We start from the raw sequence: 25,799 nt of genomic DNA, 5'->3' as shown, positions 1-25,799 counted from the left end.
AACCGCTTGCGGAACTCTCACCGGGCCGCAGGAGTCTGGCCATAATGGCCCCAATCGGTATGGCTTCAAAACCAATCAAACGAGTGCAAGCCTAGTGAATGAAGAGATTCGGCAGACCGAGGGCGATCCGGCGGCTGCAAACGATGTCGAGGGCGGTGGGCAGAGCCGTGGCCGTCCGGCCGAAGGAAAGCTCGACAGCCCCGATGGCGACGAGACCTTTGGCAACAGCCGTGGAATGAATCACTGGCGCGAAAGCGTCATCAGCCATCCTGGTCTCGACGAACGCGGCAACGTATTCTTCGCCGCGATCGAGATGACGCGGATGCCGATGATCCTGACCGATCCCAATCAGCCCGACAATCCGATCGTCTTCGCCAACAAGGCGTTTCTCGACCTCACCGGATACGAAGAAAGCGAAGTGCTCGGCCGCAATTGCCGCTTTCTACAGGGCGCGAACACCGATCGCGAGGCGGTCGCGGCGCTGCGCGAAAGCGTCAACACCGGCGGGTCGATCGCGCTTGAGATCCTCAACTACAAGCGCGACGGCACGCCGTTCTGGAATGCGGTGTTCATCGGCCCGGTGTTCGACCAGCAGGGCAAGCTTGCCTATCAATTCGCAAGTCAGCTCGACGTCACCCGCCGCCGTAATTCGGAGCAAAGCTACCGTCAGGCGCAGAAGATGGAATCGATCGGCCAGCTGACTGCCGGCCTTGCCCACGATTTCAACAATCTGTTGCAGGTGGTGAACGGCAATCTCGAGCTGCTGGGATCCTGTGTCGATGGCGACCGCGCCAAGCGATATATCGACAATGCCCGCTCGGCCGCCGATCGCGGTGCCAAGCTGACGAGGCAGTTGCTGGCGTTCGCCCGCAAGACCCGGCTCAGCCCCAAGCCGACCGACCTCAGCCATCTGGTCGGCAATTTCGTCGACGTGATCGAAAGCTCGCTCGGCAGCCAGGTCCAACTTCAGCTCAATCTGCGCCGCCGCCTGCCGCGGGTTATGGTGGACGGCGAGCAGCTCGAAATGGCGCTGCTCAACGTCCTCATGAACGCCCGCGACGCGATGCCGGGCGGCGGTCTGGTCACGCTATCGACCAGCCAGATCCATTTGAACGGCGACAGCGCCGCGCGGCAGTTGCCCGAGGGCGATTATGTCGCGCTGGAGGTCAAGGACGAGGGCGAGGGCATGACGCCCGAAGTGATCGAGCGCGCGACCGAACCTTTCTTCACCACCAAGACGCAGGGCAAGGGCACCGGTCTTGGCCTCGCCATGGCGTCGGGGTTCGTGCAGCAGTCGCGCGGCCGGCTCGAAATCGAGAGCAAACCGGGCGAGGGCGCGACCATGCGCTTCCTGTTCCCGGTGACGCGCGAGGAAGAACAGGAAAATGGCGAGCGGCCCCTTCACCATGAGGTGCCGCAGGCCAGGACCCGTTCGGCCGAGGCCGAGCATATCCTGGTGGTCGAGGATAGCGCCGAAGTGCTGGAATTGGCGGTCGAAATCCTTGGCGCGGCCGGTTATCGCGTGACCACTGCCGAAAGCGGCGAGATCGCGCTGCGCATCTTCGAAAAGGCCGAGCCCGGGACGTTCGACCTGTTGTTCACCGACCTTGTCATGCCGGGCGGAATCAACGGGCTGAAGCTGGCCGAAAAGGTGCGCGAGAAGGACTCCGACATCGGCATCCTGCTGACCACGGGCTATAACGAGGAGCTGGTGATCGCGGGACCTGACCGGTCGCACAAGGACGTGCTCGGCAAGCCTTATCGCCGGTCCGAATTGCTCGACCGGGTGCGTCAGGCGCTGAACAACCGCGCGCATCAGGCCGACGAGCGTCGCATGACATCGGATTTCGGCGCGGCCGAAGCCTAGGCGCCCTTGCGCCGCCTGGTTGGGGCGTGAAAGTCGGCGGGCTTGCCGGCGATCCAGGCGAGAAAGCGGGCGAGGTCGGGATTGGCGCGCTGAGCGCGGCCGGGTCGTCTCCGGCTTTCGCCAGTTCCTTGTTGGAAAAGGTGGCGTGCAGCGCGCGGTGGCAGATCGGATGCACCGGCCGCGTCTCCCGCCCGCCGCGTGATTTCGGCACCGGATGATGCTGCTCGACCCGGGCCCCGAGCGGGCGGTTGCAGAGCCAGCAGCAAATGCGTTCGTCCATCAATCGAACAAAGATTTCAACCTGGTTGCGGGTTCCTGACAGCGCACAGACCTATGCGTTCGACGCTTGATGGCTGCCATGTCTCGTAGACGGAGGGTTCGCAGCTGGCGATCAACGTCGCCGAGAATGCCGGGGTCGTCCGCAGCTCTGTCGTGTGAAGGCCGCAGGTCGCCCACACGAGGCGGTGCCAACGGAGCAGCGGGGAATAGCCCTGTTCCTGTTCGCGCTGGAAGCCCGGATCGACGATGGCGACGTGCGTGAGCCCACGTGCCGCCAGGGTGGCGAAAAGGTGACCATAGGAAGCTTGCGGCCCCGACTGGCGCGCCGGAAACATCTCGTAACGCCACCACAAGGCGCGGGCGGTGAGCTGCGCGCCGAGCAGGCTTAAGCCGATTATCAGGGCCACGGGGACGAGCCGCTTGCCGGCTTTCCATCGATCGACGGCGAAGATCCCGATCAGGCGCTTCAGGCTAATCGCGCTGAGGATGGCCAACCACGGGAACAGGGGAAGCGCATATTGCATCGCGCGGGTCGCGGCCGCGCTGTAGATTGCCAGCGCCGCAAACACGATGCATCCCGCGTACAGCGCCAGCGTCTTTTCGCGATTGCCCAACCCCCGAAGACCGATGGGAAGGATGAGCAGGAGGGGGCCCGTGAAGAACCATCCTTTGGACAGATGCTCGAGATAGAAGAGCGGGCTGGTTTCGGGGATTAGCGAGCGACTGTAGCGGCCCGCGAGGTCATTGAAGATGACCGCGTCGAGATAGCCTGGACCGGCGGCTTCGCGGGCTGCGTAGAAGGCCAGCAAGGGAAGAATCGAAGCGAGGCCGGTCAATAGGTAGCGTTGCCAGTTCGCGAGCACGGACGTGAGCCGGCGACCGAGCAGGAGGAACAGGAGCACTCCCACCACTGGAATAAAGGCGGCGATACTCTTGGCGAGGGCGCCGAGCCCAATCATGCCGCCAGCAGCGATGAGCGGCGGCCAGCCGGGCCGTCTTCGAAGGCTGGCAAGATAAAGGAACTGAAGGCCGCCGGTGACGAAGAACAGCAGGACGGCGTCGAAATCTGCGGTCCGGGCGCCGTGTTCTCCGAAGAAACCGGGGCTCAGCAACAGCAGAATCGCTGCGCCGACCGACAAGCCGCGCGAGCCGGTGACTTTTCGCACGAACCACAAGCACAGGCCGAGTGTGCCGATGGCGGCCAACGCCGAAGGGAGGCGAAGCGCCCATTCGTGAAAGCCGAAGAGGCGCAGGCTGCCGCTCATCAGCCAGATCACCAGCGGCGGCTTGGTATTCCAGAGATCGGGCCGGAAATCATAGGTAGTGACAAGGCTGAACCCCGTCAGCGTCATGTCCAGCGCGTTGTTGGCATTACGGGACTCGTCTTTCAGCGCAAGCGGCGCCGTGAGCCCATCCGAGAAGAGAAACAGTCCGGCGGCGAGCAATGCGAGAAAGCACCATTGCCGCCAACGCAGCGCATTTCGCCAGGCCGGAGTGCCGACCAAAGGCGACGCAGCAATGACAGGAGACTGTAGCACGGATACGGTATTAACCGCGTTCGGTTGCCAAATTGCTGACGCCGACCGAGATGCTCAGGTGCCCGCCCGATCCCATGCCTTGCGGACGAGGTTTTCGAGGGCGGCGGCGTCCACGTCGGCGAGTTTGGTGACGTACAGGCAGCCTTTGCCCGTCTTGTGCTTGCCGAGACGGGCGAGGTCGGTGTCGTAGCCGTCGTAGTGGTGGAGATAGAGGACGAGGCTCGCCTTGCGTAAGGAGAAGGCGATGCGCGGCGTATCACCTCCGCGGCCGGCGTCGGTGCGGTAGTGGTGAGTGCCGAAGCCGATGATCGAGGGGCCCCATAAGGTAGCGGGCTCACCCGAGATGCGTTCGAACAGGGCGCGAAGGGTGTGGCCGTCTTCGCGCCGGGTCGGGTGATCGATCGCGTCGAGAAAGGCGGTGACGTCGGCGCCGGTCGGCTTGGTCTTGTTCTCGGCCATGTCAGCGAACCGTGGCGGCGACCCGCCAGATGCCCAACGTGTCGTCGAAGGCGGCGACTGACGGGTTGGTCTGGGGATCGGCACTTTGTCGTCCGAGCGGCAGCGTCAGCGCGACGAGCAGGTAGCCGAGAATGCTGCTTGCGCCATAGCCGACCAGCGGGGTCGGGTAGTTGTGCAGCATCGCGGCAGCGACGAGGCAGGCCCACAGCGTGGTGAAGCCGGCGGCCTCCGTTACAAGGCCGCGCCGCCACAGCACGAGCGCGGGCACGAACAGCAGCAGGGTGCCCGTCCAGATAGCGAGCGCGGCCAGCGGCTGGTCGACGACGGAGGTCCACAGGATCTGGTCGACGTGAGCGACGGCCGGCAGATCGTCAGGCCGGATGGCGGTCACGGCGAACGCCAGCAGCGGCGCGGCCGTGGTGAGCCAGGCGGTTGGGGTGCGGCGGCAGGCGGCGTCGGTCAGGGTGACGAGCGCGATGGCGGCGGCGAGCGAGCGGTCGGGTTGCAGCGCCATTGCCAGGGCGGCGAGAGCGATGGCGAGGCTGCTCCAGCGGTCGGGCCGTGTGACGTGCGCGAGGAGCAGGGCGGGCAGCAGGATCAGGCTTGGCTGAAGCGATAGGCCGCCGACCATTACCCACCGCGCCGCGCCTTCCGCCGTGACGCCGAACAGGGCGGTCGCGAGCGTTGCAGCGGCCGCGCCGAGCAGCAGCAGCGGCCGCAGGCTCGGCACGGGAAGCAGTCGCGCGATAGCCAGCAGCGCGATGCCGGCGCTTAAAGCGACGAGGTTGATCAGCAGCAGCCGCGGCGGCGCGCCGGTCAGGCTCAGGAACAGCAGGCCGCACAGCACGGCCGCCGCTCCGGCCAGCGTGATTGCGTTGTTCGAAAGCCAGGCCTTGCTCATGGAATCGAGTCTCCCTCGCGGCGCAGCTTTGCACCGCCGCGTGCGTCCGACAATCGGGTCGCGGTCGATTGCGACCAGCGCGCGCAGCCCCCATATGTTCTCGCATGGAAATCAAGATCCGCACGAACCTTGCCGAGCCCGAAACCGGCGCCGAGTTCGTGCCTCACCGGCCGGCCCGACCCGACAAGGCGGAGGGCGGACGGCCCTTCAAGCTCACGAGCGATTACGAGCCCGCCGGCGACCAGCCGACCGCGATCCGCGAACTGGTCGAGGGCATTCGCGAGGGCCAGGAGAAAAGCCAGGTGCTGCTCGGCGTCACCGGGTCGGGCAAGACCTACACCATGGCGCAGATCATCCAGCACACCCAGCGTCCCGCGCTGGTGCTGGCGCCCAACAAGATCCTGGCGGCGCAGCTGTACGGGGAGTTCAAGAGCTTCTTCCCGGAGAATGCGGTCGAATATTTCGTCAGCTACTACGATTATTACCAGCCCGAAGCCTATGTCCCGCGGTCCGACACCTACATCGAAAAGGAGTCGAGCGTGAACGAGGCGATCGACCGGATGCGCCACTCGGCGACCCGGTCGCTGCTGGAGCGCGACGACGTGATCATCGTCGCCTCGGTCAGCTGCCTCTACGGTATCGGCTCGGTCGAGACTTATTCGGCGATGACCTTCAGCCTGAAGAAGGGGGAGCTGGTCGATCAGCGCGAGACCATCCGCAAGCTGGTCGCGCTGCAGTACAAGCGCAACGACGCGGCTTTCGCGCGCGGCAATTTTCGGGTGCGCGGCGACAGCCTCGAGGTGTTTCCGTCGCACTATGAGGACAGCGCGTGGCGGATTTCTTTCTTCGGGGACGAGATCGAGGACATCGTCGAATTCGACCCGCTGACCGGCAAGAAGGTCGGCAGCCTGCCGTCGATCAAGATCTACGCCAACAGCCACTATGTGACGCCCGGGCCGACGATGAAGCAGGCGGCGGGCGCGATCCGGCATGAGCTGGAAGAGCGGCTGAAGGAGCTGAACGCGGAAGGCCGCTATCTCGAGGCGCAGCGGCTCGAGCAGCGGACCAACTTCGACCTCGAGATGATCGCGGCGACTGGCAGCTGCGCGGGGATCGAGAATTACAGTCGCTTCCTGACCGGGCGCCTACCGGGCGAGCCGCCGCCGACATTGTTCGAATATCTCCCCGACAACGCGCTGCTGTTCGTTGACGAAAGTCACCAGACGGTGCCGCAGATCGGCGCGATGGCGCGGGGCGATCACCGGCGGAAGATCACGCTGGCCGAATATGGCTTCCGCCTGCCGAGCTGCATCGACAACCGCCCGCTGCGCTTCAACGAATGGGACGCGATGCGCCCGCAGTCGGTGTTCGTCAGCGCGACGCCAGGGCCGTGGGAAATGACCGAAACCGGCGGCGTGTTCTCCGAGCAGGTGATCCGCCCGACCGGGCTGATCGATCCGCCGGTGGAGATTAAGCCGGTTGAGGATCAGGTCGATGACCTTGTCAACGAAGCGCGCAAGACCGCGAAGGCGGGGTATCGGACGCTGGTCACCACGCTGACCAAGCGCATGGCCGAGGACCTCACCGAATATCTGCACGAGGCGGGCCTTAAGGTCCGCTACATGCACTCGGACGTCGAGACGCTGGAGCGCATCGAGCTGATCCGTGATCTCCGGCTCGGGGTGTACGACGTGCTGGTCGGGATCAACCTGCTGCGCGAGGGCCTCGACATCCCAGAATGCGGGCTGGTCGCGATCCTCGATGCGGACAAGGAAGGGTTTCTGCGCTCCGAAACCAGCCTCATCCAGACCATCGGCCGCGCCGCGCGTAACGTCGATGGGCGGGTGATCCTGTACGCCGACAGCATCACCGGATCGATGGAGCGCGCGCTCAACGAAACCAACCGTCGGCGCGAGCGGCAGGAGGCTTACAACCTCGAGCATGGCATCACGCCCGCGACCATCAAGCGCGACATCAGCGACATCATCGCCCACGTCTCGACCCGCGACGGGGTGGTGGTCGACACCGGCGATCCCGACACGCCGCACCTCGTCGGGCACAATCTGCGGGCCTACATCAGCGACCTGGAATCACGGATGCGTAAGGCCGCGGCCGACCTTGAGTTCGAGGAAGCCGGGCGACTTCGCGATGAGATCCGCAAGCTGGAAGAAGACGAGCTCGGCATCCCCGATCACCAGCGCGCCGCACCGCGGGTCGGACATTCGACCGAGGGCAAGCCCGGCACGCGAAAGACGCGCTACGGCAAGCAGCAGCAGATGCGGATGAACAAGCGCGCGAAGCGGTGAGTCGCGCGCTAGGCGGCGATCCTCGTCAGGTTGGCAAGCGGCAGCGCGGCGCCGCCGAGGCCGGCCCATAATTCGCCTTCGCGGCTCACCACTTCCTGTACCTTGCCGAGGCTGTTGAGGGTCGAGCCGAGCTCGCTGCCGTCCGCGGTCCTGGCGACGAGCTTCAGGCTGTAAGCGCCTTCGGGAGCACGCGCGCCGGAAGGCAGCACGCCGTCCCAGCGAAGGGTGCCGCTCGAGTCCACCGCTACCCGCGGGCTCGCCACCACCCGGCCGCTACTGTCGAGGATTTCGGCTTCAACCGTCGCTGGCCTTCCGGCAAAGGTCCAGCGCCATTCGGCCGGCGTCGAGGCGGTCAGGCCGGCGATCGAGCTGTCGAATTCGGCGGTCTTGCCGATCAACTGGCCGGCGCTGGTGAGATCGTCGGACGACATCCGGTCGAGCATGTTGCGCAGCACGCCGGTCTGCTGGATCGATTGTTCGACCTGCGAATATTGAACCAGTTGCTGGGTACCAGCAAGCTCAGCGACGTCGTCGAGTCCTCGGTCGGGAATCTGGTCGACGCCGACCTCGCCAAGGAAAGCGCCAAGCTGCAGGCCCTCCAGGTCAAGCAGCAGCTCGGTGTCCAGGCGCTGTCGATCGCCAACCAGGCGCCGCAGGCGATCATGTCGCTGTTCCGCTAAGCGGAGCTGAGGCAACCGGTCGGTCACCCCCGGGGCCGGCCACCGGAGGGCCGGGGCGAAGGTCATGATCGCCCCGGCCCTTTTCGTTTACCCCACCGCCGGCAGCGCGGCAGGACCTTCTCATCATGCGAGTGCGCGACATCATCCACCGCGACGGGCCTCGGCTTCGTCTCCGCTTTTCGGCGGGCGAAAGCGGCTACGGTCCGCTGCTGCGCCTCGGCGATCCCGAGCGGGCCAATCCGGCGACGGTCATTCTCGATCTCTACGCCGCCGAACTGCTCGCGGCCTTTCTGATGAGCGCGCGGGTAACGCCGGTCGGCGAGCTGCCGGAGGAAAGCTGCCTTGGCGATTATCCGCTGGCGATGCGGCTCGGCGCGCGCGGCGGGGAGATCCGCATCGAGCTGGTCCAGGGCGGCGAACGGCTGCTGATCCCCCGCACCCTGTGGGATCGGCTTTATACCGAGCTGCAACTGGTGCTGGCCCATGCCCGTCACTTCGCCCGCGCCGCGACCACCAGCGGGTTCGCGCTGTTCGATCAGCGCCGGCTGCTGCATTGAGGCCACGGGTTGGGCACAAAGCGCGACCGGCGGCCCGACTTTGCGGCGAACAGCGAAGCCATGCGGCACGTGGTGCGTTGCCCCAGCAACCATGCCGATCCCCGACGAGAAAGCACGGGTCTGGACCCGCCCCGAAGATTATTGGCCGCCGCGCCGTTCCCGCCGCAGCGGGCGACGGTCGTTCAAGAGCTTCCAGCCGGCCGCGAACGACGACGAGGAGGCAGCTCCGCGACCGTTTCTCGACGTCATTCCCTATGCCGCGTTGATGATCGGGCTGGCCGTATTGGCGGCGGCGATCATCGTGCTCGCCTGGCCCGGCCGCCCGGCGCCCCAGCCGGCGCAGCCGCGCGAACCAATCGAGGTCGAGATCGGCACCGCGCCCAAGGGCTGGATCGATAACGAGCAGCCCGCTCGCCGCTGACGCCGCCGTCGGCTAGGTGGCTTGACCATGACCCTGCAGCACCTCGCCCGGCCGAGCGGCCATGCCATCGCCGTCCGCCACCGTCCCGCCGTCGCGGACACGCCGACCATCCTGTTCCTGCCCGGCTATGCCTCGGACATGATGGGATCGAAGGCGCTGGCACTCGATGCGCTGGCCGAGCGCGAGGGTCTCGGCATTCTCCGCTTCGATTATCGCGGCACGGGCGAGTCCGAGGGCGGCTTTGTCGACTTCACGCTGGAGGATTGGCTGGACGACGCGCTGGCCGCGGCCGCGCTGACCGACGGCCCGCTGATCGTGATCGGCTCGTCGATGGGCGGCTGGCTGATGCTGCATCTCGCCGAGCGACTGGGCGATCGGGTCCAAGCATTGGTCGGCATCGCCGCTGCGCCCGATTTCACCGACTGGGGCTATAGCGATGCCGACAAGGCGGCGCTGGCTGAAGCCGGAGAGCTTCGCCGCGACAACCCTTATGGCGGCGAGGCGGAGCTGACGACGCTCAGGCTGTGGCGATCGGGCGAACGGTTGCGGCTGCTCGAGCGACCGGTGCGGTTCGAGGGGCCGGTGCGCTTGCTACACGGCGACCGGGACGCCGAAGTGCCGCTGGAGATCGCCATTCGCCTCAAGGACGCGCTGACTTCGCACGATGTTCAGGTCACGGTAGTGAAGGGCGGCACCCACCGCCTGTCCGCGCCGCACGAACTGGCCCTGCTAGAAACCACTGTCATGGCCTTGGCAGCGGGTGCCAGAGCACCCAAATCGCCCCTATGAAATTCCTACACACCATGATCCGGGTCACCGACCCCGACGCCACCATCCGTTTCTTCAACCTCCTCGGCCTCGAAGAGCGCCGGCGGATCGAGAATGAAGCGGGCCGTTTCACCCTGATCTTTCTCGGCGTGCCCGGCGACGAAGGCGGCGAGGTCGAGCTGACCCACAATTGGGACCCTGAGGAGTATGACGGCGGCCGCAATTTCGGGCATCTCGCTTACGAGGTCGACGACGTCTACGCGACCTGCCAGCGGCTGATGGACGCCGGTGTCACCATCAATCGCCCGCCGCGCGAAGGACGCATGGCGTTCGTTCGCACCCCCGACAACATTTCGATCGAATTGCTCAACAAGGGCGGTGCGCAGACGCCCGCCGAACCGTGGAAGTCGATGCCCAACATCGGCGTCTGGTGATGCAGGCGGTCGCGCTTCCCGCGCTCAGCGACAATTACGTCTGGCTGTTGCACGACGAGAATAGCGGCCACACCGCCGTCGTCGATCCCGGCGACGCACAGGTCGCGCTGGACGGTGCGGCGGCGCGCGGGTGGACGATCGACCAGGTGCTGATCACCCACTGGCACCCCGATCACACCGCTGGCATCCCCGCGGTGGTCGCCGCGACCGGCGCCAAGGTCTGGGGCCCGGAAGCCGAGCGCGACAAGTTCGCCGGGCTCGATCACGGCCTTGCCGACGGCGACAAGGTGCAGGTCGGCAGCGCCGAGGCCGAAGTGTGGCACGTCCCCGGCCACACGCTCGGCCACATCGCCTTCATCCTTGATGGCCACGCCTTTGTCGGCGACACCCTGTTCGCCGGCGGCTGCGGGCGCTTGTTCGAAGGCACGCCCGACCAGATGCACGCCTCGCTCCAGCGGCTCGGCACCTTGCCCGACGAGATGATCGTCTATCCCGCGCATGAATATACGCTCGGCAACTATCGGTTCCTGGCGGCCAAGGCGCCGGGCGACGCGGCGATCGAGCGGCGGTTGGCCGAGGTCACCGCGCTGCGTGACGCCGGCCGCCCGACCGTGCCGACCACCATCGCCGAGGAGCGGGCGAGCAACCTGTTCCTGCGTGCCGACAACGCCGCCGAATTCGCCCGGCTGCGCGCCGCCAAGGACAGCTTTCGTTAAGCGGGGAGACTGCAACCCTGTTCAGGCGTTCTTCACGTGACCAAAAGCCCCGAGGACCCGCCGCCATGCAACGCCTGACCCTTGCTTCCCTCACCATCCTGGCCTCGGCCGGTGCGCTTGCCGCCTGCGCCACGACCATGCAGCCTGTGGAGCGCTCACCCAAGGCGATGGCGGACCTGGCGCGCTATCTCGACGGGCGTACGCCGGGCAAGCCGGTGTCCTGCCTGCCGACCTATCGCCGCAACGACATGGTGGTGATCGACGAAAACACCATCCTCTTCCGCGACGGCGCCAACCGGGTCTGGCGCAACGATCTGCGGGGCGGGTGCAACAGCCTTGGCCGTCCGGGCACCGCGCTCCTGACGCGGCAATTCGGCTCCAACCTGTGCAGCGGCGAGATCGCCCAGGTGATCGACACCAGCCAGGGCTTCACCGTCGGCAGCTGCTCGCTCGGCGACTTCGTGCCCTACACGGGCCCCGGCGTCCGCCGCTGACGCCGGCTCATTTGCCGTAAAGGCCGTCGAGCCGCTCGCCGTAGACGCCTTTCAGCACGTGACGGCGGATCTTCATGCTCGGCGTCATCTGCTCGTTGTCGACGCTGAACGGCTCGTCGGCGAGGGCGAAGCGGCGGACCTTTTCGATCACGCTGAGTTCCGCATTCACCCGATCGACCGCCTTTTGAAGCGTGGCGCGGACCGCGGCTTCGTCGCCCTTCACATCGGGCTCGGGCACCAGCAGCGCGACGAGATGCGGGCGGCGGTCGCCATAGACCATCGCCTGCGCGATCTCGGGCTGGAGCGTCAGCATCCCCTCGACCCGCTGGGGCGAGACATTGTCGCCCTTGTCGTTGACGATCAGATCCTTCTTGCGGTCGGTAATGACGATCCGCCCCGCCTCGTCGAAATGGCCGACGTCGCCGGTGTGCAGCCATCCGTCCTTCAAGACCCGCGCCGTTTCTTCCTCATTGTTCCAATAGCCGTGCATGACGAGCTCGCCGCGCACCAGCAATTCGCCGTCCTCGGCGAAGCGGACTTCGGTGTTGAGCAAGGGCGGGCCGACCGTGTCCATGCGGATCCCGACCTTGGGCCGATTGCAGCTGATCACCGGCCCGGCCTCGGTCTGGCCATAGCCCTGCAGCATGGTGATTCCGAGCGAGTGGAAGAACAGCCCGACATCGGGATTGAGCGGCGCGCCGCCTGAGACCATCGCCTTGATCCGGCCGCCGAACTTGTTCGACACCTTGCGCTTCAGGAGCATCCGCACGGCAAGGTCGGCGGGCCAGTCCTTCACGGGAATCGAGCCTTTGTCGTAGCGCTCCTTGCCGATGGCGAGCGCGCGATCGAGCAGTTTGGCGGCGACCCCGCCCTGCTTTTCGATGGTCTTGAGCATCCGCTGGCGCAGCATTTCGAACAGGCGGGGGACGACCACCATCAGGGTCGGACGCACTTCCTCGATATTGGCGGCAAGCTTTTCGAGGCTTTCGGCGAAGTAGATTTGCGCGCCGAGCGCGATCGGGAACATCTGCCCGCCTGAATGCTCGTAAGCGTGGCTGGCGGGGAGGAACGACAGGAACACCTCGTCGTCCCAGCCGAAGTCGTTGGCGATGACGTCGATACAGGCGGCGGTGTTGTGGAGAATCGCGCCGTGGTGCTGGCGAACGCCGCGCGGGGCGCCGCCGGTGCCGCTGGTGTAGATGATGCAGGCAAGGTCCTCGCGCTGCATGGTCGCGATGCGCGCCCGCACCGCGTCGAGGCTGCCGCCGTCGGCGACGAGATCGGACCAGACATGGAACTTGGCGCCGTTGACCGCCTGGCCGGTGCGGATGTCCTCGATCCCGATGACGTCGTGGCAATCGGACGAGAACAGCACCGCCGGGACGAGCGCCTTGGCCAGCTTCTGGCTCGACACGATCACCGCGCGGGCGCCCGAGTTGGTCAGGATATGGGTGTGATCGCGCGTGGTGTTGGTGGTGTAGGTCGGCACCGTGACACAGCCCGCGGCCATGATCGCGAGATCGGCGATCAGCCATTCGGGGCGGTTTTCGCTGACCAGCATGACCCGGTCGCCGGGTTTGCAGCCGAGGCGGATCAGGCTGTCCGACAGAGCGGCGACCTGGCGCGCGGCTTCGGTGTAGCTGATCGATTGCCACGCCCCGTCGCGCTTTGCCCACAGGAAGGGCGTGTCGCCGCGTTGCTGCACCCGGTCGAGGAACATGGCGACCAGATTGGGGAAATGTTCCAGGCTGTTGCCCTTGCGCACGTGCCTACTGCCTCCTGCCGCCCCGCGGGGCCTCCGGCGCGGCTCTAGAACAGTCGCGGGCGCGGCGCAAAAGGGCGAAAGGCGGGGTCGCGGGTCAGCTTGAAATGGAGGTTCCCTCCCGCCGGCGTGCGGGGAGGAAGCCTCCGGGACCGGCGGGGTGAGAACGCCGGTCCTGTCGCGTCATGGCCGCCGCTCAGAACCCCGCGGCGAGGGTCAGCGCCGGGCCGCTTCGGGGATCGGCATTGCCGGTCACGCGAAAGCGGTAATCGAGGTGGGCGCGCAGCCCCGGGCGGAGTTCGTAGCTGAGGCGCGGGCCCGCATCGAAGCGGTGCAGTCCGGGCTGGATCCCGCCCCACATGCCCCCGCCGATCGCGAAGCGTGGCATGAAGGGGTAGCTGGCGGTCAGCGCGCCGTCGGCGAACAGGTCGCGGCGATGGGCACCGACGACGCCCGCCTGGGCATAGCCGTCGAGCGTCGCGCCGAACGGCAGCGGCTGGCCATAGAGCCCGCTTTCGGCCAGCAGGGCAAAGGCATCGCGTCCGCCGCCGAGTGCCGCGCCGAGGCGTTGCCGGCGTTCGGCGAGCAGGCGCACGGGCACGCCCTTGATCGGTTTCCAGCTGATCCCGATCGCGCCTTCGCCGCCGATCGCCTGCTGGCTGCGCGCGCTGCTTCCCTTGGGCAGCAAGGCGGTGGAAGCGCGCAGGTGTACGCCGAGGGAGGACAAGGGTGTCCAGCTGATCCGCATGCCCGCCTGGCTACCGCCCAGCGATCCGGCCGGGGCGAGCCCGGGGTTGAGCGCGCCGGTCGTATCGTCGAGCCGATAGACCCCCTCGCGCGGGCGAAGCAGGGCCCAGGCATCGACCGACCAGCGCTGCGCCGCCTTGGACGGATTGAGCCCGTCGCTATTGCGGCCACGCTTGCCCCAGCCCGGCGTGACCTGCGTCGCGGTGCCGGCGAGCGAGACCGGGCCAGTGCCGCCGATGGTCGGCCATTGATCGATCGGCGCGACCGGGCTGGCATAGCCCTCGGCCGCGGCCGCCGGCGCGAAGCTCGATGCCATCGCCGGCGTCGGGGCTGGAGCGGGATAAGCGGGCATCGGAACGGGATAGGGCACGCGATAATAGACCGGGCGCATCTGGCGCTGGGCGGTGGCGGCGGCGGCCATCATCGCCGGGTACGGATAGGGATAAGGCGCGGCGGCCGGCATGTAGGGATAGGGCGCGGCGCCATAGGCCGCTGGGTAAGCGGGCGGGTAGCTCGGCGGCATGGCATAGGGACCGACCCCCTGCGCATAGCCGGCAGCGGGTGGCGGCCCCATGTCGGCGGGGACACCGGGCGGAAGCGTCGTCTCGGCCGCGGCGGCGACGGGCGTTGCGGCGCTGCCGGCGGGCTCGGCCGGTGCCGGATCTAGCGCCAGCGCGCTGCTCGCGGTGCGCAGCCCGACGTAAGCGACGATCGCCAGTCCGAGAAAGCGGATCGGGGCGCTCATGGCCGGGCCGCTCCGGTGGCGGCGGGAAAGACGTGATCGGTCTTGTCCCATTGCCGTGGTCCCCCGCCCGCATGAAGGAACAGGGCGCGGCCCGTCGCGAGGATCGCGATGAGGTTGGCGGTGACGATCCGCGGCACGGCCGCCAGTCCCTCGCCAAAGCCGTAGACATGGCTGGTAAAGCCGACACGCATGAGGATTCTCCACAGGAGCAAGGCGAAATTGATCTGCAGCAGGCCGGCCAGCAGCGGAGAGGGCTGCGGCGGCAAGGGCGCGCCGAGCTGCGCCGCGAACCACAATTGCGCCCACAGCAGCCCCGACAGATAGCCGGCCAGCAGCAGCAGAGCGGCAAAGGGGCCGCGCCGGTCGCGAAGCCGGAACCAGCGTTCGCCGAGGCCCCCGCTCCAACCGAGCCGGTCCCATCCGGCAAAGGCGATGCCGCCCAGCCAGCGAGCCTTCTGCCGGACCGCGGCGCCGAGATTGCTCGGGAAATGACCCCGGCTGGCGACCACGCCGCGCTGGCCCGGGCTTTCGGGCAGGCGGACGAAGATCGTCCGTTCGCCCAGCGCGCCGAGGCGCAGCCCCATCTCGTAATCCTCGGTCATCGAACCGCCGGCGAACGGCCTGCCGCCATGCGCTTCGGCCAGCCGCGCGATCGCGCCGCGCGAGATTGCGCAGCCCACCCCGGCCAGCGGGATCGAGGCCCCGACCGCTTCGCGCACCACCAGTTCCTTGCCATGCGATTCGGCGAATTCGTCGCAATAATGGCCAGCGACCCAGTGGCTGGTGTGATCGGGCAGCGGGACCACCGGCAATTGCACCATCCCGGCCCTGGCGGTCAGCCGATCGAACAACCGAAGCTCGAGCGGGTGGACGAGGTCTTCGGCATCGTGAAGCACCACCGCGCGCGCCTGCCGCCCGCTCGCCACTTCGTGCCGCAGGAGAAAGGCGTAGAGCTCGTTCAGGCAATCGGCCTTGGTGGTCGGCCCGTCGTGCGGGACCTCGATCGCCATCACCCGGGGGTCGGTCACGGCCTCGATCGCCAGCCGGGTCGCCGGATCGTTGCGGTAATAGCCGACCAGCAATGTGTAATCAGGGTGATCGAAGCTTTGCAGGGTCGAGCGCAGCATGGCGCCGATTACCGCGCTTTCGTCCCAGGCGGGGATCATCACCACCATCCATCCCGTCGCCGCGCCGTCGGTCAGCGAACGCGCATCGCCCGGCCGGTGGCGGCGATACACCGTCATCGCGCGCCACAGGCGGCGGGCGAAATAGATGATGTCGACCAGCAGGTCGTCGAGCGAGAAGAGCAGAAAACCGAGTGCTGCAAACAGCGCTAGCTCGGCTGCCAGTTCGGCCATGGCAAGCTGCAGGCTCACTGCGCGAAGCCTTGCGGACCGCGCACTCGCAAGCTGTGGTGAAGAGAATCGCCCCGGTTCACACGCGCCCCTCGCGCTGGTGTTCTTCCGAGCACGCTCAGTGTCTCACGAGACGGGCGGCCACGCAACCCGCTTGCGCGTCGCCTCGTGCCGGGCCATCGCTGCACCCACGAAAAGCTTTGGGGGACAATGACGTGAACCTGCCGACCCTGGTGCCGGAGTGGCTGTTCTGGGCGCTGATCGCTTGCCTTGTGCTGGCCGCGTTCCAGGACGCGATGATGCTCAAGATCAGCAATTACATCTGCGGCGCGGTGCTTCTGCTCGGAGTCGCGGGGGCGGTGATCGCGGGTCCGCAGCCGAGCTTGTGGGAAAATGGCGTGGTGTTCGTCGCCGCGCTCGCCATCGGGACCTTTCTGTTCGGCCGCGGCATCCTTGGCGGCGGCGACGTCAAATTGTTCGCGGCTACCGTGCTGTGGTTCGACCTCGGCGCGTCCGCCCGTTTCCTGATGTGGACCGCGATCGCCGGGGGGCTGCTGGCGGTGCTGATCATCATCCTGCGCACCTTGCCGTGGCCCCAGGCGATCCGTTCGCGGATGCGGGTGCTGCAGCCCAAGGCGGGCATTCCCTATGGTATCGCGATTGCCGCCGGGGCGATCATCACAAGCCTGCAACTGATGGGCGCCCGCCCGGCGTGAGGCAGGCGGCGGCGGCCCTCGGCGTTGCGCTCGGCCTCCTCGGCGCGGAGCCGGCGGCGGCGCAGCGGCTGCTTCACGCCGGTACCTTCTGGGCGGCGTTCGAGCGGTCGGGCGGCCTGTGCGAAGCGGTGTCGCGGAGCGAGATGATCGCCGCGCCGGGGCGTCCGCAGGCCCGTGCAACCATTGCCTTCACCCGGGACGGCAAGCGCCGCGGCGAGCTGCATTTCCTGTTCGCGCGTCCGGTGCGGCCGGGCGCGGCGGCGGTGCTGACCATCGGGGACCAGAGCTTTCTGCTCGTCACGCGCGGGTCCAGCGCCTGGAGCCGTGGTCCGGCGCAGGAAGCCGCCATCATCGCCGCCATGCGCCGCAGCACCGAAATGCGGGTTCGAGCGCAGGGGCAGGGCGGACGGATCAGCGATCGCTATCTGCTCGGCGGGGCACCCACCGCCATCGACGCCGCGGCGCTCGGCTGCTGAATCGGTGCGTGCGGGCGAGCGGCCGCCGCCCCGCGCGCGCTACTGGAAAATTCCGTAAAACTCGCTACATGGCCGCTCTCTCATGAGCGCCGACACCAACCTTATGCCGATCGCCGGAGCGGTCGATCCTGTCACCGTCCCGCGTCCCGCGGCGGTCACCGCCGATCCCCGCGTCGAACTGATCGGTTTGAAGCGCGATGCCATCCGCGAGGCGCTGGAAAGCGCCGGCATGGATGCGCGCCAGGCCAAGCTGCGGTCAAAGCAATTGTGGCACTGGATCTACAATCGCGGGGTCACTGACTTTGCGTTGATGACCGACATCGCCAAGGCGCAGCAGCCGTGGCTGGCTGAGCGGTTCAAGATCACGCGTCCTGAAGTCGTCGAAGCGCAGGTGTCGTCCGACGGGACGCGCAAGTGGCTGCTCCGCACCCACGACGCGCACGACTTTGAGATGGTGTTCATCCCCGACGCCGACCGCGGCACTTTGTGCGTATCCAGCCAGGTCGGCTGCACGCTGAACTGCCGCTTCTGCCACACCGGCACCATGCGCCTCGTGCGCAATCTCGATATCCACGAGATCGTCGGCCAGGTCATGCTCGCCCGCGATTCGCTCGGCGAATGGCCGAGCCAGCCCGAGGGCCGGATGCTCACCAACATCGTGATGATGGGGATGGGCGAGCCGCTCTATAATTTCGACAATGTCCGCGACGCGCTCAAGATCGTCATGGACGGCGACGGCTTGGGCCTTAGCAAGCGCCGGATCACCCTCTCCACCTCGGGCGTCGTGCCGATGATGGAGAAATGCGGCGAGGAGATCGGGGTCAATCTCGCCGTCTCGCTCCACGCGGTGACCAAGGAAATCCGCGACGAGATCGTGCCCTTGAACCGCAAGTACGGCATCGAGGAATTGCTGCAGGCGTGCGCTGATTATCCCGGCGCCAACAACGCCCGCCGCATCACCTTCGAATACGTCATGCTGAAGGACAAGAACGACAGCGACGACCATGCGCGTGAGCTGGTCCGGCTGATCCGCCATTATCGCCTGCCGGCCAAGGTCAATCTGATCCCGTTCAACCCGTGGCCGGGCGCCGAGTATGAATGCTCCACGCCCGAGCGCATCCGCTCTTTCTCGAACATCGTGTTCGAAGGCGGGATCAGCGCGCCGGTGCGGACCCCGCGCGGGCGCGACATCGACGCGGCCTGCGGCCAGCTCAAGACGGCGGCGGAAAAGAAGCGCCGCGCCGAACTCGACCGCGAAGGGGTGGCCTGACCCTCAGGCGGCGGCGGGCTTCGGTCCGGGTGTGCGTCCCAGAATCTGCATGGTCTTGAGCTTGTCCGACGCATGGGCGCCGCAATAAAGCGCGCCGTTGATGATCGCGCCGGCGGCATGGTCACAGTCGGGAACCGAACAGGGCGGCAGGATCTTGCGGGTCAACCAATCCTCACGGCTAAGTCATTGTTAACGCCAACCGTAGTTGAAGTTTGTTTCCGTCGTCGGACGGCGGTGCTCAGACTGTGCACTCGTCACGCAAAATGATAAGATGACCCAACGAGGCGCAGGTTCGATGATCCGGATTCAAGCTCAGCCACGGGCCGGCGGCGAAAGTCGCCTTGCAGGCATCCAGATGGCGATGCTGACGCTTCGCTGCATGGAACATTATCGCGACGTCGCCGGCGATCATGACAGCGCGCTGATCATGCTTGCGGTGGTAGCGATCTCGGCAGAACGGCTGACCCGCGGCGGGCTGGCCGATGAGTTGCGGACGCTCGAGACGCCTTTGCCGCCCGAATATATCGGGACCTGCAACGTCAGCTCCATCGCGGTCGCGACCGGCTTCAACCGGGAAACCGCGCGCCGACACGTCAATCGCCTGATCGAACGGCAGGTGCTCCAGCGTGGTCCCGACGGCACCATCGGGTTCACCGCCGGCTATATGCAGAGCGGCCAGATCGCCGAGCTACTCCAGGTGCAGCTCGACACGCTTGGCCGCTCAGTCACAGAATTCGTTCGCATGGGCGCCATGACGGCGACCGAGGAATAAGCGCGGCGGACGGAGCAGCCGCCGGGGCCGCTCGTTCTCTCCCCATGCCCAGTCCCGCGTCCCCGTCCGTTGAAAAGCTTCGCCGCGCCATCGCCGGAGGGGTGGTCGGATTCTTCAACGATGCGGCCACGGGGCAGCAGCCGATCAAACCGTCCGACGATGCCCTGTGCCCGCCGGGCGGGGCGGCGTGGAAGGTCCATGCCGATCTTGCCGGCATGATGGTCGGCGGGGTGGCAGCGTTGTTGTGGCAGATGCTCCACCCGCGGGCACTAGCAGGAGTGTGGGACCATTCGGACTTCCGCCGCAACATGCACGGGCGGCTGCGCAACACCGCGCGGTTCATCGCGGTCACCACTTATGGCGCGCGGGACGAGGCCGAGGCGGCGATCGCGCGGGTCAGGCGGATCCACGATCACGTCCACGGCACGCTGCCCGACGGCACGCCCTACGACGCCAACGATCCCCGGCTGCTGGCTTTCGTTCACCTCGCTGGGTCGGCGATGTTCCTCGCCGGCTATCGCCGCTTCGCCAATCCCGTCATGCCGCTCGCCGAGCGCGACGCTTATTGGGACGAGGTCGCGATCATCGCTGAAAAGCTCGGCGCCGATCCGGTCCCGCGCAGCGAGGCCGAGGCCGAGGCGCTGTCTCGCGAGTTTCTCCCAGAGCTTCGCGCCGACGAGCGCAGCCGGACTATCCGCGACATCATCCTCAACGCCCCGCCGCAGCGCCTGCGCCTGTTTCCGGTCCAGCGCCTGCTGATGCGGTCGGCAACCGACCTCCTCCCGCGCGAGGTGCGGCGGCTGCACGGACTGCGCGGGTCCGGCCTTGCCACCCCGGCGGTCGGCGCCGCCACCTACAGCCTCGCTTCGACCTTGCGCTGGGCCCTCGCTCCGCGCGAAAGAAGCGCATGACCATGCTTGAACGCCTGCTCGGCGACCGTATCAAGGGCGGCACGCTAACCGTCATCCTCCCCAGCAGCGAGCGATCGTCGGTCGGGTCGGGCGAACCGCACGTCACGGCCCGGATCCACGACAAGAAGGCGTTGCTCGAACTGGCCCGCGGACCGCGCCTCGCGTTCGGCGAGCTCTACATGGATGGGCGCATCACGATCGAGCAGGGCGCACTGATCGACCTCCTTTCGATGGTGGTCGGCGCCAATCGGTTCGAGGATGGCGGCCACAAGGGTCGGCTCAAGAAGCGCTTCGGGCTGCTCAAATCGCTGCTCCCGCGCCGTAACGATGCCACCGCCTCACGCCGCAACGTGGCGCATCATTACGACCTCGACGAGCGGCTCTACCGCCTCTTCCTCGACCCCGACCTGCAATATAGCTGCGCTTATTTCCGCGACCCCGCCAACAGCCTGGTCCAGGCGCAGGAAGACAAGAAAGCGCACATCGCCGCCAAACTCTATCTCCAGCCGGGCCAGCGCGTGCTCGATATCGGCTGCGGGTGGGGCGGGATGGCGCTGTACTTGAACCGCGTCGCCGGGGTGGAAGTGCTCGGCGTTACCCTAAGCGAGGAACAGCTTCGCGTCGCCCGTCAACGCGCGGAAGAAGCCGGCGTCGCCGACAAGGTGCGGTTCGAACTGATCGACTATCGCGCGGTGACCGGCCGGTTCGACCGGATCGTCTCGGTCGGCATGTTCGAACATGTCGGCGCGGCGCATTTCGGGGAGTTCTTCGCGACCTGCAAACGGCTTCTGACCGACGACGGCGTGATGCTGCTCCACACCATCGGCAAATACGGCAAGGCGGGCAAACCCGACCCGTTCACCGACAAATGGATCTTCCCCGGCTACCACCTTCCCAGCCTCAGCCAGATGATGGCGGCGAGCGAGGAAGTGCGGCTGATCGCGACCGACGTCGAAACGCTGCGGATGCATTACGGCTTCACGCTCAGGCACTGGCTGGCCAATTGCGACGCGCACCGGGCGGAGATCGTGGCGCTCTACGACGAGCGCTTTTTCCGCATGTGGACCTTCTACCTCGCCGCCGCCGCCGTGGCGTTCGAGCATGGCGCGATGAACAATTTTCAGGTGCAATATGTCCGCGACCGCCGGGCGCTGCCGCTGACCCGGGATTATATGCAAGAGGCGGAGCAGCGTTACCGCCGCCCCGCCTCCTGAATTCAGCAAAGGCTGAAAGGGTTTAGCGAACGGCGGCCGCCGGACGCTGGGCCTGCCGCTGCTGGCGCGCCTGCTGGCGCTCCTCGCGGGTGACGCGGCCGTCGCGGTTGAGGTCGACCCGGTCGAACCGCTGCACCGCTGCCGCTTGCGCTTCGGCAAGCGAAATGCGCTGGTCGCGGTTGGTGTCGGCCATCCGCATCATCGCGCCGCCCATCCGGCCGCGCATCGCCATCCGCTGACCGTTCATGCCGGCACGGCGACCCTCGGCCCGGCGCTCACCGCGCATCGCTTCGGCGCGCGCCCATTCGTCGCGGCTGATGACGTTGTCGCGATTTTGGTCGAGCCGCTCGAACATCTGCGCGCGGCCGGCACCGCGGTTCTGCGCCATGCGCTGACCCCGGCGCTCGCCCATCTCCGCCCGCATCTGGCCGCGCACGGCCTGGCGCTCTTCCTGGGTGATGAAGCCGTCACGATTGGTGTCCACCCGCGCGAACATCGCCCGGGTCCGCTCGACCACTTCGGCGCGGGTCTGCACCCCGTCGCGCGGCGCAACCGGCGCGGTCGGTGCCATCTGCGCAGCCGCGGCGGTGGCGGCCAGCAGCACGCCAGCACCAAACAGAATCTTCTTCATAATGCCTCCATTCGCCCTGCCTTGATGAGCGCGGAGATAACCGCCGATTGCTGAACCGGGGGTGACAGGTGCCGCGCAAGCTGCAAGGGGCTGGCGCGGAGCCATGATCCCGCCCGCCGCACCGCCCAGCCCGCCCGGAGCGCCGCGTCCCTGGTGGGAAACGCGTGCCTTCGTGGTGGCGATGGTGTTGCTGTCCGCCGTGCCCTTGCTCTACCCGCCCGTGCCGCCGCTGGTCGACCTGCTCGGCCACATGGGCCGCTACCGGGTGATGCTCGACGGCGACGTGCCGAGCCTTACCGCCAATTACAGCTTCAAATGGGCGCTGATGGGCAACCTCGGCGTCGACCTCGCGGTCTACCCGCTGGCCCGGCTGATCGGGCTGGAACCGGCGGTGAAGCTGGTCATCATCCTCATTCCGATGATGACCACCGCGGGCATGCTGTGGGTCGCGCGCGAAGTGCATCACCGCCTGCCGCCGACGGTGATGTTCGCGCTGCCTTTGGTCTACGGCCACCACTTCCTGTTCGGCTTCGTCAATTATGCCTTGAGCGTTGCGCTGGCGATGCTGGCGTTCGGGCTGTGGCTGCGGCTCGGACGCAAACGCCGCTACCGCCTGCGCGCCGCCTTGTTCGTGCCGATCAGCATCCTGGTCTGGCTGTGTCACGCCTTCGGCTGGGGCTTTCTCGGCCTGCTCGCTTTCTCGTCCGAAGTCGTCCGCGCGCACGACGACGGGCGAAGCTGGTGGCGCTCGATTCTCCGCGCCGTCGGGCAGAGCATGAGCCTGGCGCTGCCGCTGGTGCTGATGCTGCTGTGGCGCGAAGGAGGCGGCGGGCAGACCACCGACTTCTTCAACTGGTCAAACAAGATGTTCTCCGTGAACACTGTGCTGCGCGATCGCTGGCGGGTGTGGGACCGGATCAGCTTCTTTCTCTGCCTCACCGTCTTCCTGTTCGCGATCGTGCATCCGCGGCTGACCCTGTCGCGGATGCTGACCTTTACCGCGCTGGTGCTGGGCACCGCGTTCGTCTGCCTGCCGCGGATCATCTTCGGATCGGCTTATGCCGACATGCGGCTGATGCCCTTCGTGTTCGCCTTTGCGCTACTGGCGATCCGCTTCCGCCGCGACACGCCGCTGTTGATGGGCTGGGTGCTCGCGCTGCTGGCGCTCGGCTTTTTCCTCGCCCGCACCGCCAGCGTGACGTGGAGCATGAAGCTCGCGAGCGATGAATATGAGCGGCAACTGACCGCCCTAGACCAGGTGCCGATGGGCGCCCGCGTGGTCAGCATGGTCGGCCTCGGCTGCACCCGGGCGAGCGGCTGGCCGATGTGGCGCAACGCGCATCTCGGCGGTTTGGTGGTGGTGCGCCGCAACGGTTTTTCCAACGACCACTGGGACGTGCCCGGCGCCAAGCTCCTGACCGTGACAAACAAGGCGGCGGGCTATTGGCAGCACGATCCCTCGAACCTCGTCGTGCAGGACAATTGCCCGGCGCGCTACGCACGGCCGATCAGTGTCATGCTGCGCCGCTTCCCGCGCGACGCGTTCGACTATCTGTGGCTGATCGATCCGCCGCGCTACGATCCGGCGGCGGTGGCCGACCTGCAAAAGGTCTGGGGCCTGCCCGATGGCTCGGCCCTCTACCGGATACGTCCCGGACCCGCTAACCCAGCACCATGACCGCGCTTTCGATCGTCGTTCCCTGCTTCAACGAAGAGGAATGCGTCCGCCTGCTGCACCAGCGGCTGAGCGGCGCGGCGCGGACCTCGTTCGGCGAGGATTACGAGATCATCCTCGTCAACGACGGGTCCAAGGATCGGACCTGGCCGATCATGCAGGACATGAGCGCGGGCGACCCGCATCTCACCTGCGTCAACCTGTCGCGCAATCACGGCCACCAGCTGGCGCTGACCGCCGGGCTCGACTTAGCGCGGGGCCATCGCATCCTGATCGTCGACGCCGACCTCCAGGACCCGCCCGAGTTGCTCGCGCCCATGCTCGAGATGATGGACCGCGAAGGCGCCGACGTCGTCTATGGCGTGCGCCAAAGCCGCGCGGGCGAAACGCATTTCAAGCGCGCCACCGCCCATGCCTTCTACCGCCTCCTGTCGCGCGCCACCGAGATCGACATTCCCCTAGACGCCGGCGACTTCCGCCTGATGAGCCGTCGTGCGCTCGACGTGCTGCTGGCGATGCCCGAGCAGGCGCGGTTCGTGCGCGGCATGGTGGCGTGGATCGGGTTCAAGCAATTGCCCTTCCCCTATGACCGCGCCGAGCGCTTCGCGGGGACAAGCAAATATCCGCTGGGCAAGATGATCCGCTTCGCACTGGACGCGCTGACCGGGTTCAGCTCGGCCCCGCTGAAGCTCGCCAGCCACGCCGGGCTGCTGCTCAGCCTGAGCTCGATCCTGATCATCCTTTACATCGGCTACGCCTTCGTCACCGGCCAGAACATCCAGGGTTGGACCTCGCTGATGCTGGTGGTCGTGGTGCTCGGCGCGGTGCAGATGTTCGTGCTGGCGATGATGGGCGAATATATCGGCCGGCTCTACAGCCAGTCGAAGAACCGTCCGCTCTATATCGTGCAGGACATTGCGGGCGATGCGCGAATCCCGCGCAAGAGCCTCGGTCAGGTGCCCGACGAAGCCACCGCCCAGAGCGACAGGCCCGGCGGCAGCGGCACCCTGCCGATCAACCGCGCTTCCTGAGCGAACACCTTCTCCAGCGCGGCATTGAGCGGGGCTGGGGGCAACGTGTCGTCGCCATCGTCCTTGCCGGTGATCTTGCCCGCCGTCCGCGCCGCGATCGCGACCGGCAGCAGCAGGCTATTCAAATAGCCCATCTTCTCGAGCTTCAGCGGCGAGCCGTCGAACAGCGCCTTGAGGCCGGTCTTGGAATAACGGCGGTGATGGTGGTTCACGACGTCGTGCGCCGACCACATCCATTGGTGTGCCGGGACCGTCATCACGAACTTGCCGCCGGGCTTCAGGCAGCGCGCGATCCCCGCCAGCGCGGCGCGGTCGTCCTCGATATGCTCGATCACGTCGAACGAGCCGATCATGTCGAACGAGGCGTCCGCCACACCCGGCAGGTCGGGCAACGGCGCCGACCCGACGGCGCGGCCGAGCCGTTTCTCGGCCATCGCCCGCGCGGCCGGATCGACCTCGATCGCTTCGACCGAACCGAAGACGTCGAGCATCGGGAAGTTGTGCCCGGTCCCGCAGCCCACTTCGAGAATCCGGCTGTTCGGGCGCGGCCGCACCACCCGGGCGATCAGTTGCGCCAGCACCTTGCGCCGGGCGCGATACCACCAATGCCGCTGGTCGAGCTCTGCCATCCGGTCGTAGACTTGCCGTTCCATCAGCCGAACACCCACCAGCGATTGAGTGCAAAGGTCACGAACGGCGTGATCAGCACCGCCGGGATAAGCGGCCACCAGGTCGGCCCGTGCAGCCAGTCGACCGCGATCCAGGTGAAACCGGCGTTCATCAGCATTCCCACCGTCTGCACGCCCAGGAACTGCGCTTTGGTCTTGCCGTCCTCGGTCCGCTCATGCCCCTTGAAGCTCCACCGGCTGTGCAGAAAGAAGCCCGCGGTCACCGCCACGGCAAAGGCGATCACCACCGCCAGTACCGGCCACATGACATAGGTCGCGAGCGGCCAATAGACCGCGGCGTAGAGCAGGGTCGAGCCGAGTCCGACCAGCCCGAAGCGGATCAACTGGCCGATCAACTCGCGGCGGGAGGCTTGGGGCAGGCTTGCCTGGATCATGGCCTTGCCCT

General features: G+C 66.9%; 27 protein-coding genes and 2 pseudogenes. 17 read left to right on the top strand and 12 right to left on the bottom strand.

What is annotated here, in order from left to right:
* Positions 1–94 precede the first annotated feature (94 nt).
* Positions 95–1,867 carry a histidine kinase famiy protein gene (locus V6R86_RS02260; RefSeq protein ID WP_338501695.1) on the top strand — a complete coding sequence of 591 codons (1,773 nt, stop codon included), beginning with the start codon at positions 95–97 and terminating at the stop codon, positions 1,865–1,867.
* On the opposite strand, the pseudogene V6R86_RS02255 reads toward V6R86_RS02260, so the two are convergent.
* The 4 genes and pseudogenes from V6R86_RS02255 to V6R86_RS02240 all read right to left on the bottom strand — a co-directional run bounded on the left by V6R86_RS02255 (position 1,864) and on the right by V6R86_RS02240 (position 5,044).
* Positions 1,864–2,147, bottom strand: a pseudogene (locus tag V6R86_RS02255) (HNH endonuclease). The gene V6R86_RS02260 and the pseudogene V6R86_RS02255 sit on opposite strands and share 4 nt — an antisense overlap.
* 16 nt (positions 2,148–2,163) lie before the next feature.
* Positions 2,164–3,684 carry an ArnT family glycosyltransferase gene (locus V6R86_RS02250; RefSeq protein WP_338501694.1) on the bottom strand — a complete coding sequence of 507 codons (1,521 nt, stop codon included), beginning with the start codon at positions 3,682–3,684 and terminating at the stop codon, positions 2,164–2,166.
* A 54-nt stretch (positions 3,685–3,738) separates the two neighbouring features.
* The gene (locus V6R86_RS02245; protein WP_338501692.1) at positions 3,739–4,143 is read right to left on the bottom strand and encodes a DUF1801 domain-containing protein; all 405 of its coding nucleotides are present in this window, start codon (positions 4,141–4,143) and stop codon (positions 3,739–3,741) included.
* Position 4,144: 1 nt separating this feature from the next.
* Positions 4,145–5,044, bottom strand: a complete 900-nt coding sequence (locus tag V6R86_RS02240; protein ID WP_338501690.1) for a hypothetical protein — start codon at positions 5,042–5,044, stop codon at positions 4,145–4,147.
* 104 nt (positions 5,045–5,148) lie between these two features.
* Between V6R86_RS02240 and uvrB the strand changes: the two genes are divergently transcribed.
* Complete coding sequence (uvrB, locus tag V6R86_RS02235) at positions 5,149–7,350, top strand: excinuclease ABC subunit UvrB (protein ID WP_338501688.1); 2,202 nt, start codon at positions 5,149–5,151, stop codon at positions 7,348–7,350.
* An 8-nt stretch (positions 7,351–7,358) separates the two neighbouring features.
* On the opposite strand, the gene V6R86_RS02230 is transcribed toward uvrB, so the two are convergent.
* A complete protein-coding gene (locus tag V6R86_RS02230) occupies positions 7,359–7,805 on the bottom strand; it encodes a flagellar hook assembly protein FlgD (protein ID WP_338501686.1) in 447 nt (148 codons plus the stop codon).
* A gap of 57 nt (positions 7,806–7,862) precedes the next feature.
* On the opposite strand from V6R86_RS02230, the pseudogene V6R86_RS02225 reads away from it, so the two are divergent.
* The 7 genes and pseudogenes from V6R86_RS02225 to V6R86_RS02195 form a co-directional block, all read left to right on the top strand.
* Positions 7,863–8,030 (top strand): annotated as a pseudogene (locus tag V6R86_RS02225) (flagellin); the annotation flags it as partial.
* 125 nt (positions 8,031–8,155) lie between these two features.
* Positions 8,156–8,587 (top strand): hypothetical protein, encoded by a 432-nt coding sequence (locus V6R86_RS02220; RefSeq protein WP_338501684.1) that lies wholly within the window; start codon positions 8,156–8,158, stop codon positions 8,585–8,587.
* A 91-nt stretch (positions 8,588–8,678) separates the two neighbouring features.
* Positions 8,679–9,008, top strand: coding sequence for a hypothetical protein (locus tag V6R86_RS02215; RefSeq protein WP_338501682.1), 330 nt, complete (start codon positions 8,679–8,681; stop codon positions 9,006–9,008).
* Positions 9,009–9,035: 27 nt separating this feature from the next.
* Positions 9,036–9,797: an alpha/beta hydrolase gene (locus tag V6R86_RS02210; protein WP_338501680.1), complete on the top strand. Its 762-nt coding sequence runs from the start codon at positions 9,036–9,038 to the stop codon at positions 9,795–9,797.
* On the top strand, positions 9,794–10,210 hold the full coding sequence (locus V6R86_RS02205) for a VOC family protein (protein WP_338501678.1): 417 nt from the start codon (positions 9,794–9,796) through the stop codon (positions 10,208–10,210). Before V6R86_RS02210 ends, V6R86_RS02205 begins: the two co-directional genes overlap by 4 nt.
* Positions 10,207–10,926, top strand: a complete 720-nt coding sequence (gene gloB, locus V6R86_RS02200) for a hydroxyacylglutathione hydrolase (RefSeq protein ID WP_338505375.1) — start codon at positions 10,207–10,209, stop codon at positions 10,924–10,926. The genes V6R86_RS02205 and gloB overlap by 4 nt, the downstream gene beginning before the upstream one ends.
* A 65-nt stretch (positions 10,927–10,991) precedes the next feature.
* Positions 10,992–11,420, top strand: coding sequence for a DUF6491 family protein (locus tag V6R86_RS02195; protein WP_338501676.1), 429 nt, complete (start codon positions 10,992–10,994; stop codon positions 11,418–11,420).
* 7 nt (positions 11,421–11,427) lie between these two features.
* Here V6R86_RS02195 and V6R86_RS02190 read toward each other — a convergent pair whose 3' ends face one another.
* From V6R86_RS02190 to V6R86_RS02180, 3 genes are all read right to left on the bottom strand, one after another.
* Positions 11,428–13,140, bottom strand: coding sequence for an AMP-dependent synthetase/ligase (locus V6R86_RS02190; RefSeq protein ID WP_338505374.1), 1,713 nt, complete (start codon positions 13,138–13,140; stop codon positions 11,428–11,430).
* A gap of 238 nt (positions 13,141–13,378) precedes the next feature.
* Complete coding sequence (locus V6R86_RS02185) at positions 13,379–14,674, bottom strand: hypothetical protein (RefSeq protein WP_338501674.1); 1,296 nt, start codon at positions 14,672–14,674, stop codon at positions 13,379–13,381.
* Entirely contained in the window at positions 14,671–16,050 is a 1,380-nt protein-coding gene (locus tag V6R86_RS02180) for a glycosyl transferase family protein (protein ID WP_338501672.1), read from the bottom strand. The genes V6R86_RS02185 and V6R86_RS02180 overlap by 4 nt, the downstream gene beginning before the upstream one ends.
* Before the next feature lie 194 nt (positions 16,051–16,244).
* Here V6R86_RS02180 and V6R86_RS02175 point away from each other — a divergent pair, with 194 nt between their 5' ends.
* From V6R86_RS02175 to rlmN, 3 genes are all read left to right on the top strand, one after another.
* Positions 16,245–16,745, top strand: a complete 501-nt coding sequence (locus V6R86_RS02175; protein ID WP_338501670.1) for an A24 family peptidase — start codon at positions 16,245–16,247, stop codon at positions 16,743–16,745.
* Complete coding sequence (locus V6R86_RS02170; RefSeq protein ID WP_338501669.1) at positions 16,742–17,221, top strand: hypothetical protein; 480 nt, start codon at positions 16,742–16,744, stop codon at positions 17,219–17,221. The genes V6R86_RS02175 and V6R86_RS02170 overlap by 4 nt, the downstream gene beginning before the upstream one ends.
* An 82-nt stretch (positions 17,222–17,303) precedes the next feature.
* Positions 17,304–18,491, top strand: coding sequence for a 23S rRNA (adenine(2503)-C(2))-methyltransferase RlmN (gene rlmN / locus V6R86_RS02165; protein ID WP_338501668.1), 1,188 nt, complete (start codon positions 17,304–17,306; stop codon positions 18,489–18,491).
* A gap of 3 nt (positions 18,492–18,494) precedes the next feature.
* Here rlmN and V6R86_RS02160 read toward each other — a convergent pair whose 3' ends face one another.
* Positions 18,495–18,656 (bottom strand): hypothetical protein, encoded by a 162-nt coding sequence (locus V6R86_RS02160; protein ID WP_338501666.1) that lies wholly within the window; start codon positions 18,654–18,656, stop codon positions 18,495–18,497.
* Positions 18,657–18,786: 130 nt separating this feature from the next.
* On the opposite strand from V6R86_RS02160, the gene V6R86_RS02155 reads away from it, so the two are divergent.
* From V6R86_RS02155 to V6R86_RS02145, 3 genes are read left to right on the top strand one after another with little or no spacing between them, the layout of a single operon-like run.
* Positions 18,787–19,263 carry a hypothetical protein gene (locus V6R86_RS02155; protein ID WP_338501664.1) on the top strand — a complete coding sequence of 159 codons (477 nt, stop codon included), beginning with the start codon at positions 18,787–18,789 and terminating at the stop codon, positions 19,261–19,263.
* Positions 19,264–19,307: 44 nt separating this feature from the next.
* Positions 19,308–20,174: an oxygenase MpaB family protein gene (locus V6R86_RS02150; RefSeq protein ID WP_338501662.1), complete on the top strand. Its 867-nt coding sequence runs from the start codon at positions 19,308–19,310 to the stop codon at positions 20,172–20,174.
* Positions 20,171–21,388 (top strand): cyclopropane-fatty-acyl-phospholipid synthase family protein, encoded by a 1,218-nt coding sequence (locus V6R86_RS02145; protein ID WP_338501659.1) that lies wholly within the window; start codon positions 20,171–20,173, stop codon positions 21,386–21,388. The genes V6R86_RS02150 and V6R86_RS02145 overlap by 4 nt, the downstream gene beginning before the upstream one ends.
* A 22-nt stretch (positions 21,389–21,410) precedes the next feature.
* On the opposite strand, the gene V6R86_RS02140 is transcribed toward V6R86_RS02145, so the two are convergent.
* On the bottom strand, positions 21,411–22,019 hold the full coding sequence (locus V6R86_RS02140) for an EF-hand domain-containing protein (protein ID WP_338501657.1): 609 nt from the start codon (positions 22,017–22,019) through the stop codon (positions 21,411–21,413).
* 103 nt (positions 22,020–22,122) lie between these two features.
* On the opposite strand from V6R86_RS02140, the gene V6R86_RS02135 reads away from it, so the two are divergent.
* Entirely contained in the window at positions 22,123–23,697 is a 1,575-nt protein-coding gene (locus V6R86_RS02135; RefSeq protein ID WP_338501655.1) for a hypothetical protein, read from the top strand.
* Positions 23,694–24,725 carry a glycosyltransferase family 2 protein gene (locus V6R86_RS02130; protein WP_338501653.1) on the top strand — a complete coding sequence of 344 codons (1,032 nt, stop codon included), beginning with the start codon at positions 23,694–23,696 and terminating at the stop codon, positions 24,723–24,725. The genes V6R86_RS02135 and V6R86_RS02130 overlap by 4 nt, the downstream gene beginning before the upstream one ends.
* Here V6R86_RS02130 and V6R86_RS02125 read toward each other — a convergent pair.
* Together V6R86_RS02125 and V6R86_RS02120 are read right to left on the bottom strand one after the other, a co-directional pair.
* Positions 24,647–25,378 (bottom strand): class I SAM-dependent methyltransferase, encoded by a 732-nt coding sequence (locus V6R86_RS02125; protein ID WP_338501650.1) that lies wholly within the window; start codon positions 25,376–25,378, stop codon positions 24,647–24,649. The genes V6R86_RS02130 and V6R86_RS02125 overlap by 79 nt on opposite strands.
* Positions 25,378–25,788 carry a GtrA family protein gene (locus tag V6R86_RS02120; protein WP_338501648.1) on the bottom strand — a complete coding sequence of 137 codons (411 nt, stop codon included), beginning with the start codon at positions 25,786–25,788 and terminating at the stop codon, positions 25,378–25,380. The genes V6R86_RS02125 and V6R86_RS02120 overlap by 1 nt, the downstream gene beginning before the upstream one ends.
* Positions 25,789–25,799: the final 11 nt, after the last annotated feature.

Origin of the sequence: Sphingomonas kaistensis, assembly GCF_036884275.1 — a bacterium.
In the GTDB taxonomy this organism is placed as follows: Bacteria; Pseudomonadota; Alphaproteobacteria; order Sphingomonadales; family Sphingomonadaceae; genus Sphingomicrobium; species Sphingomicrobium kaistense_A.
The sequence above is the reverse complement of the archived record's forward strand: the minus strand, read 5'-3'. Positions and strand labels throughout refer to the sequence as shown.

What these genes read in the sequence shown, in the direction of transcription:
- V6R86_RS02205 (WP_338501678.1), top strand. Translation starts at nt 9,794, where the DNA reads ATGAAATTCCTACACACCATGATCCGGGTCACCGACCCCGACGCCACC.
- V6R86_RS02125 (WP_338501650.1), bottom strand. Translation starts at nt 25,378, where the DNA reads ATGGAACGGCAAGTCTACGACCGGATGGCAGAGCTCGACCAGCGGCAT.
- uvrB (WP_338501688.1), top strand. Translation starts at nt 5,149, where the DNA reads ATGGAAATCAAGATCCGCACGAACCTTGCCGAGCCCGAAACCGGCGCC.
- V6R86_RS02240 (WP_338501690.1), bottom strand. Translation starts at nt 5,044, where the DNA reads ATGAGCAAGGCCTGGCTTTCGAACAACGCAATCACGCTGGCCGGAGCG.
- V6R86_RS02215 (WP_338501682.1), top strand. Translation starts at nt 8,679, where the DNA reads ATGCCGATCCCCGACGAGAAAGCACGGGTCTGGACCCGCCCCGAAGAT.
- V6R86_RS02195 (WP_338501676.1), top strand. Translation starts at nt 10,992, where the DNA reads ATGCAACGCCTGACCCTTGCTTCCCTCACCATCCTGGCCTCGGCCGGT.
- V6R86_RS02185 (WP_338501674.1), bottom strand. Translation starts at nt 14,674, where the DNA reads ATGAGCGCCCCGATCCGCTTTCTCGGACTGGCGATCGTCGCTTACGTC.
- V6R86_RS02120 (WP_338501648.1), bottom strand. Translation starts at nt 25,788, where the DNA reads ATGATCCAGGCAAGCCTGCCCCAAGCCTCCCGCCGCGAGTTGATCGGC.
- V6R86_RS02190 (WP_338505374.1), bottom strand. Translation starts at nt 13,140, where the DNA reads ATGTTCCTCGACCGGGTGCAGCAACGCGGCGACACGCCCTTCCTGTGG.
- V6R86_RS02220 (WP_338501684.1), top strand. Translation starts at nt 8,156, where the DNA reads ATGCGAGTGCGCGACATCATCCACCGCGACGGGCCTCGGCTTCGTCTC.
- V6R86_RS02210 (WP_338501680.1), top strand. Translation starts at nt 9,036, where the DNA reads ATGACCCTGCAGCACCTCGCCCGGCCGAGCGGCCATGCCATCGCCGTC.
- V6R86_RS02150 (WP_338501662.1), top strand. Translation starts at nt 19,308, where the DNA reads ATGCCCAGTCCCGCGTCCCCGTCCGTTGAAAAGCTTCGCCGCGCCATC.
- V6R86_RS02140 (WP_338501657.1), bottom strand. Translation starts at nt 22,019, where the DNA reads ATGAAGAAGATTCTGTTTGGTGCTGGCGTGCTGCTGGCCGCCACCGCC.
- V6R86_RS02245 (WP_338501692.1), bottom strand. Translation starts at nt 4,143, where the DNA reads ATGGCCGAGAACAAGACCAAGCCGACCGGCGCCGACGTCACCGCCTTT.
- V6R86_RS02155 (WP_338501664.1), top strand. Translation starts at nt 18,787, where the DNA reads ATGATCCGGATTCAAGCTCAGCCACGGGCCGGCGGCGAAAGTCGCCTT.
- rlmN (WP_338501668.1), top strand. Translation starts at nt 17,304, where the DNA reads ATGAGCGCCGACACCAACCTTATGCCGATCGCCGGAGCGGTCGATCCT.
- V6R86_RS02130 (WP_338501653.1), top strand. Translation starts at nt 23,694, where the DNA reads ATGACCGCGCTTTCGATCGTCGTTCCCTGCTTCAACGAAGAGGAATGC.
- V6R86_RS02145 (WP_338501659.1), top strand. Translation starts at nt 20,171, where the DNA reads ATGACCATGCTTGAACGCCTGCTCGGCGACCGTATCAAGGGCGGCACG.
- V6R86_RS02135 (WP_338501655.1), top strand. Translation starts at nt 22,123, where the DNA reads ATGATCCCGCCCGCCGCACCGCCCAGCCCGCCCGGAGCGCCGCGTCCC.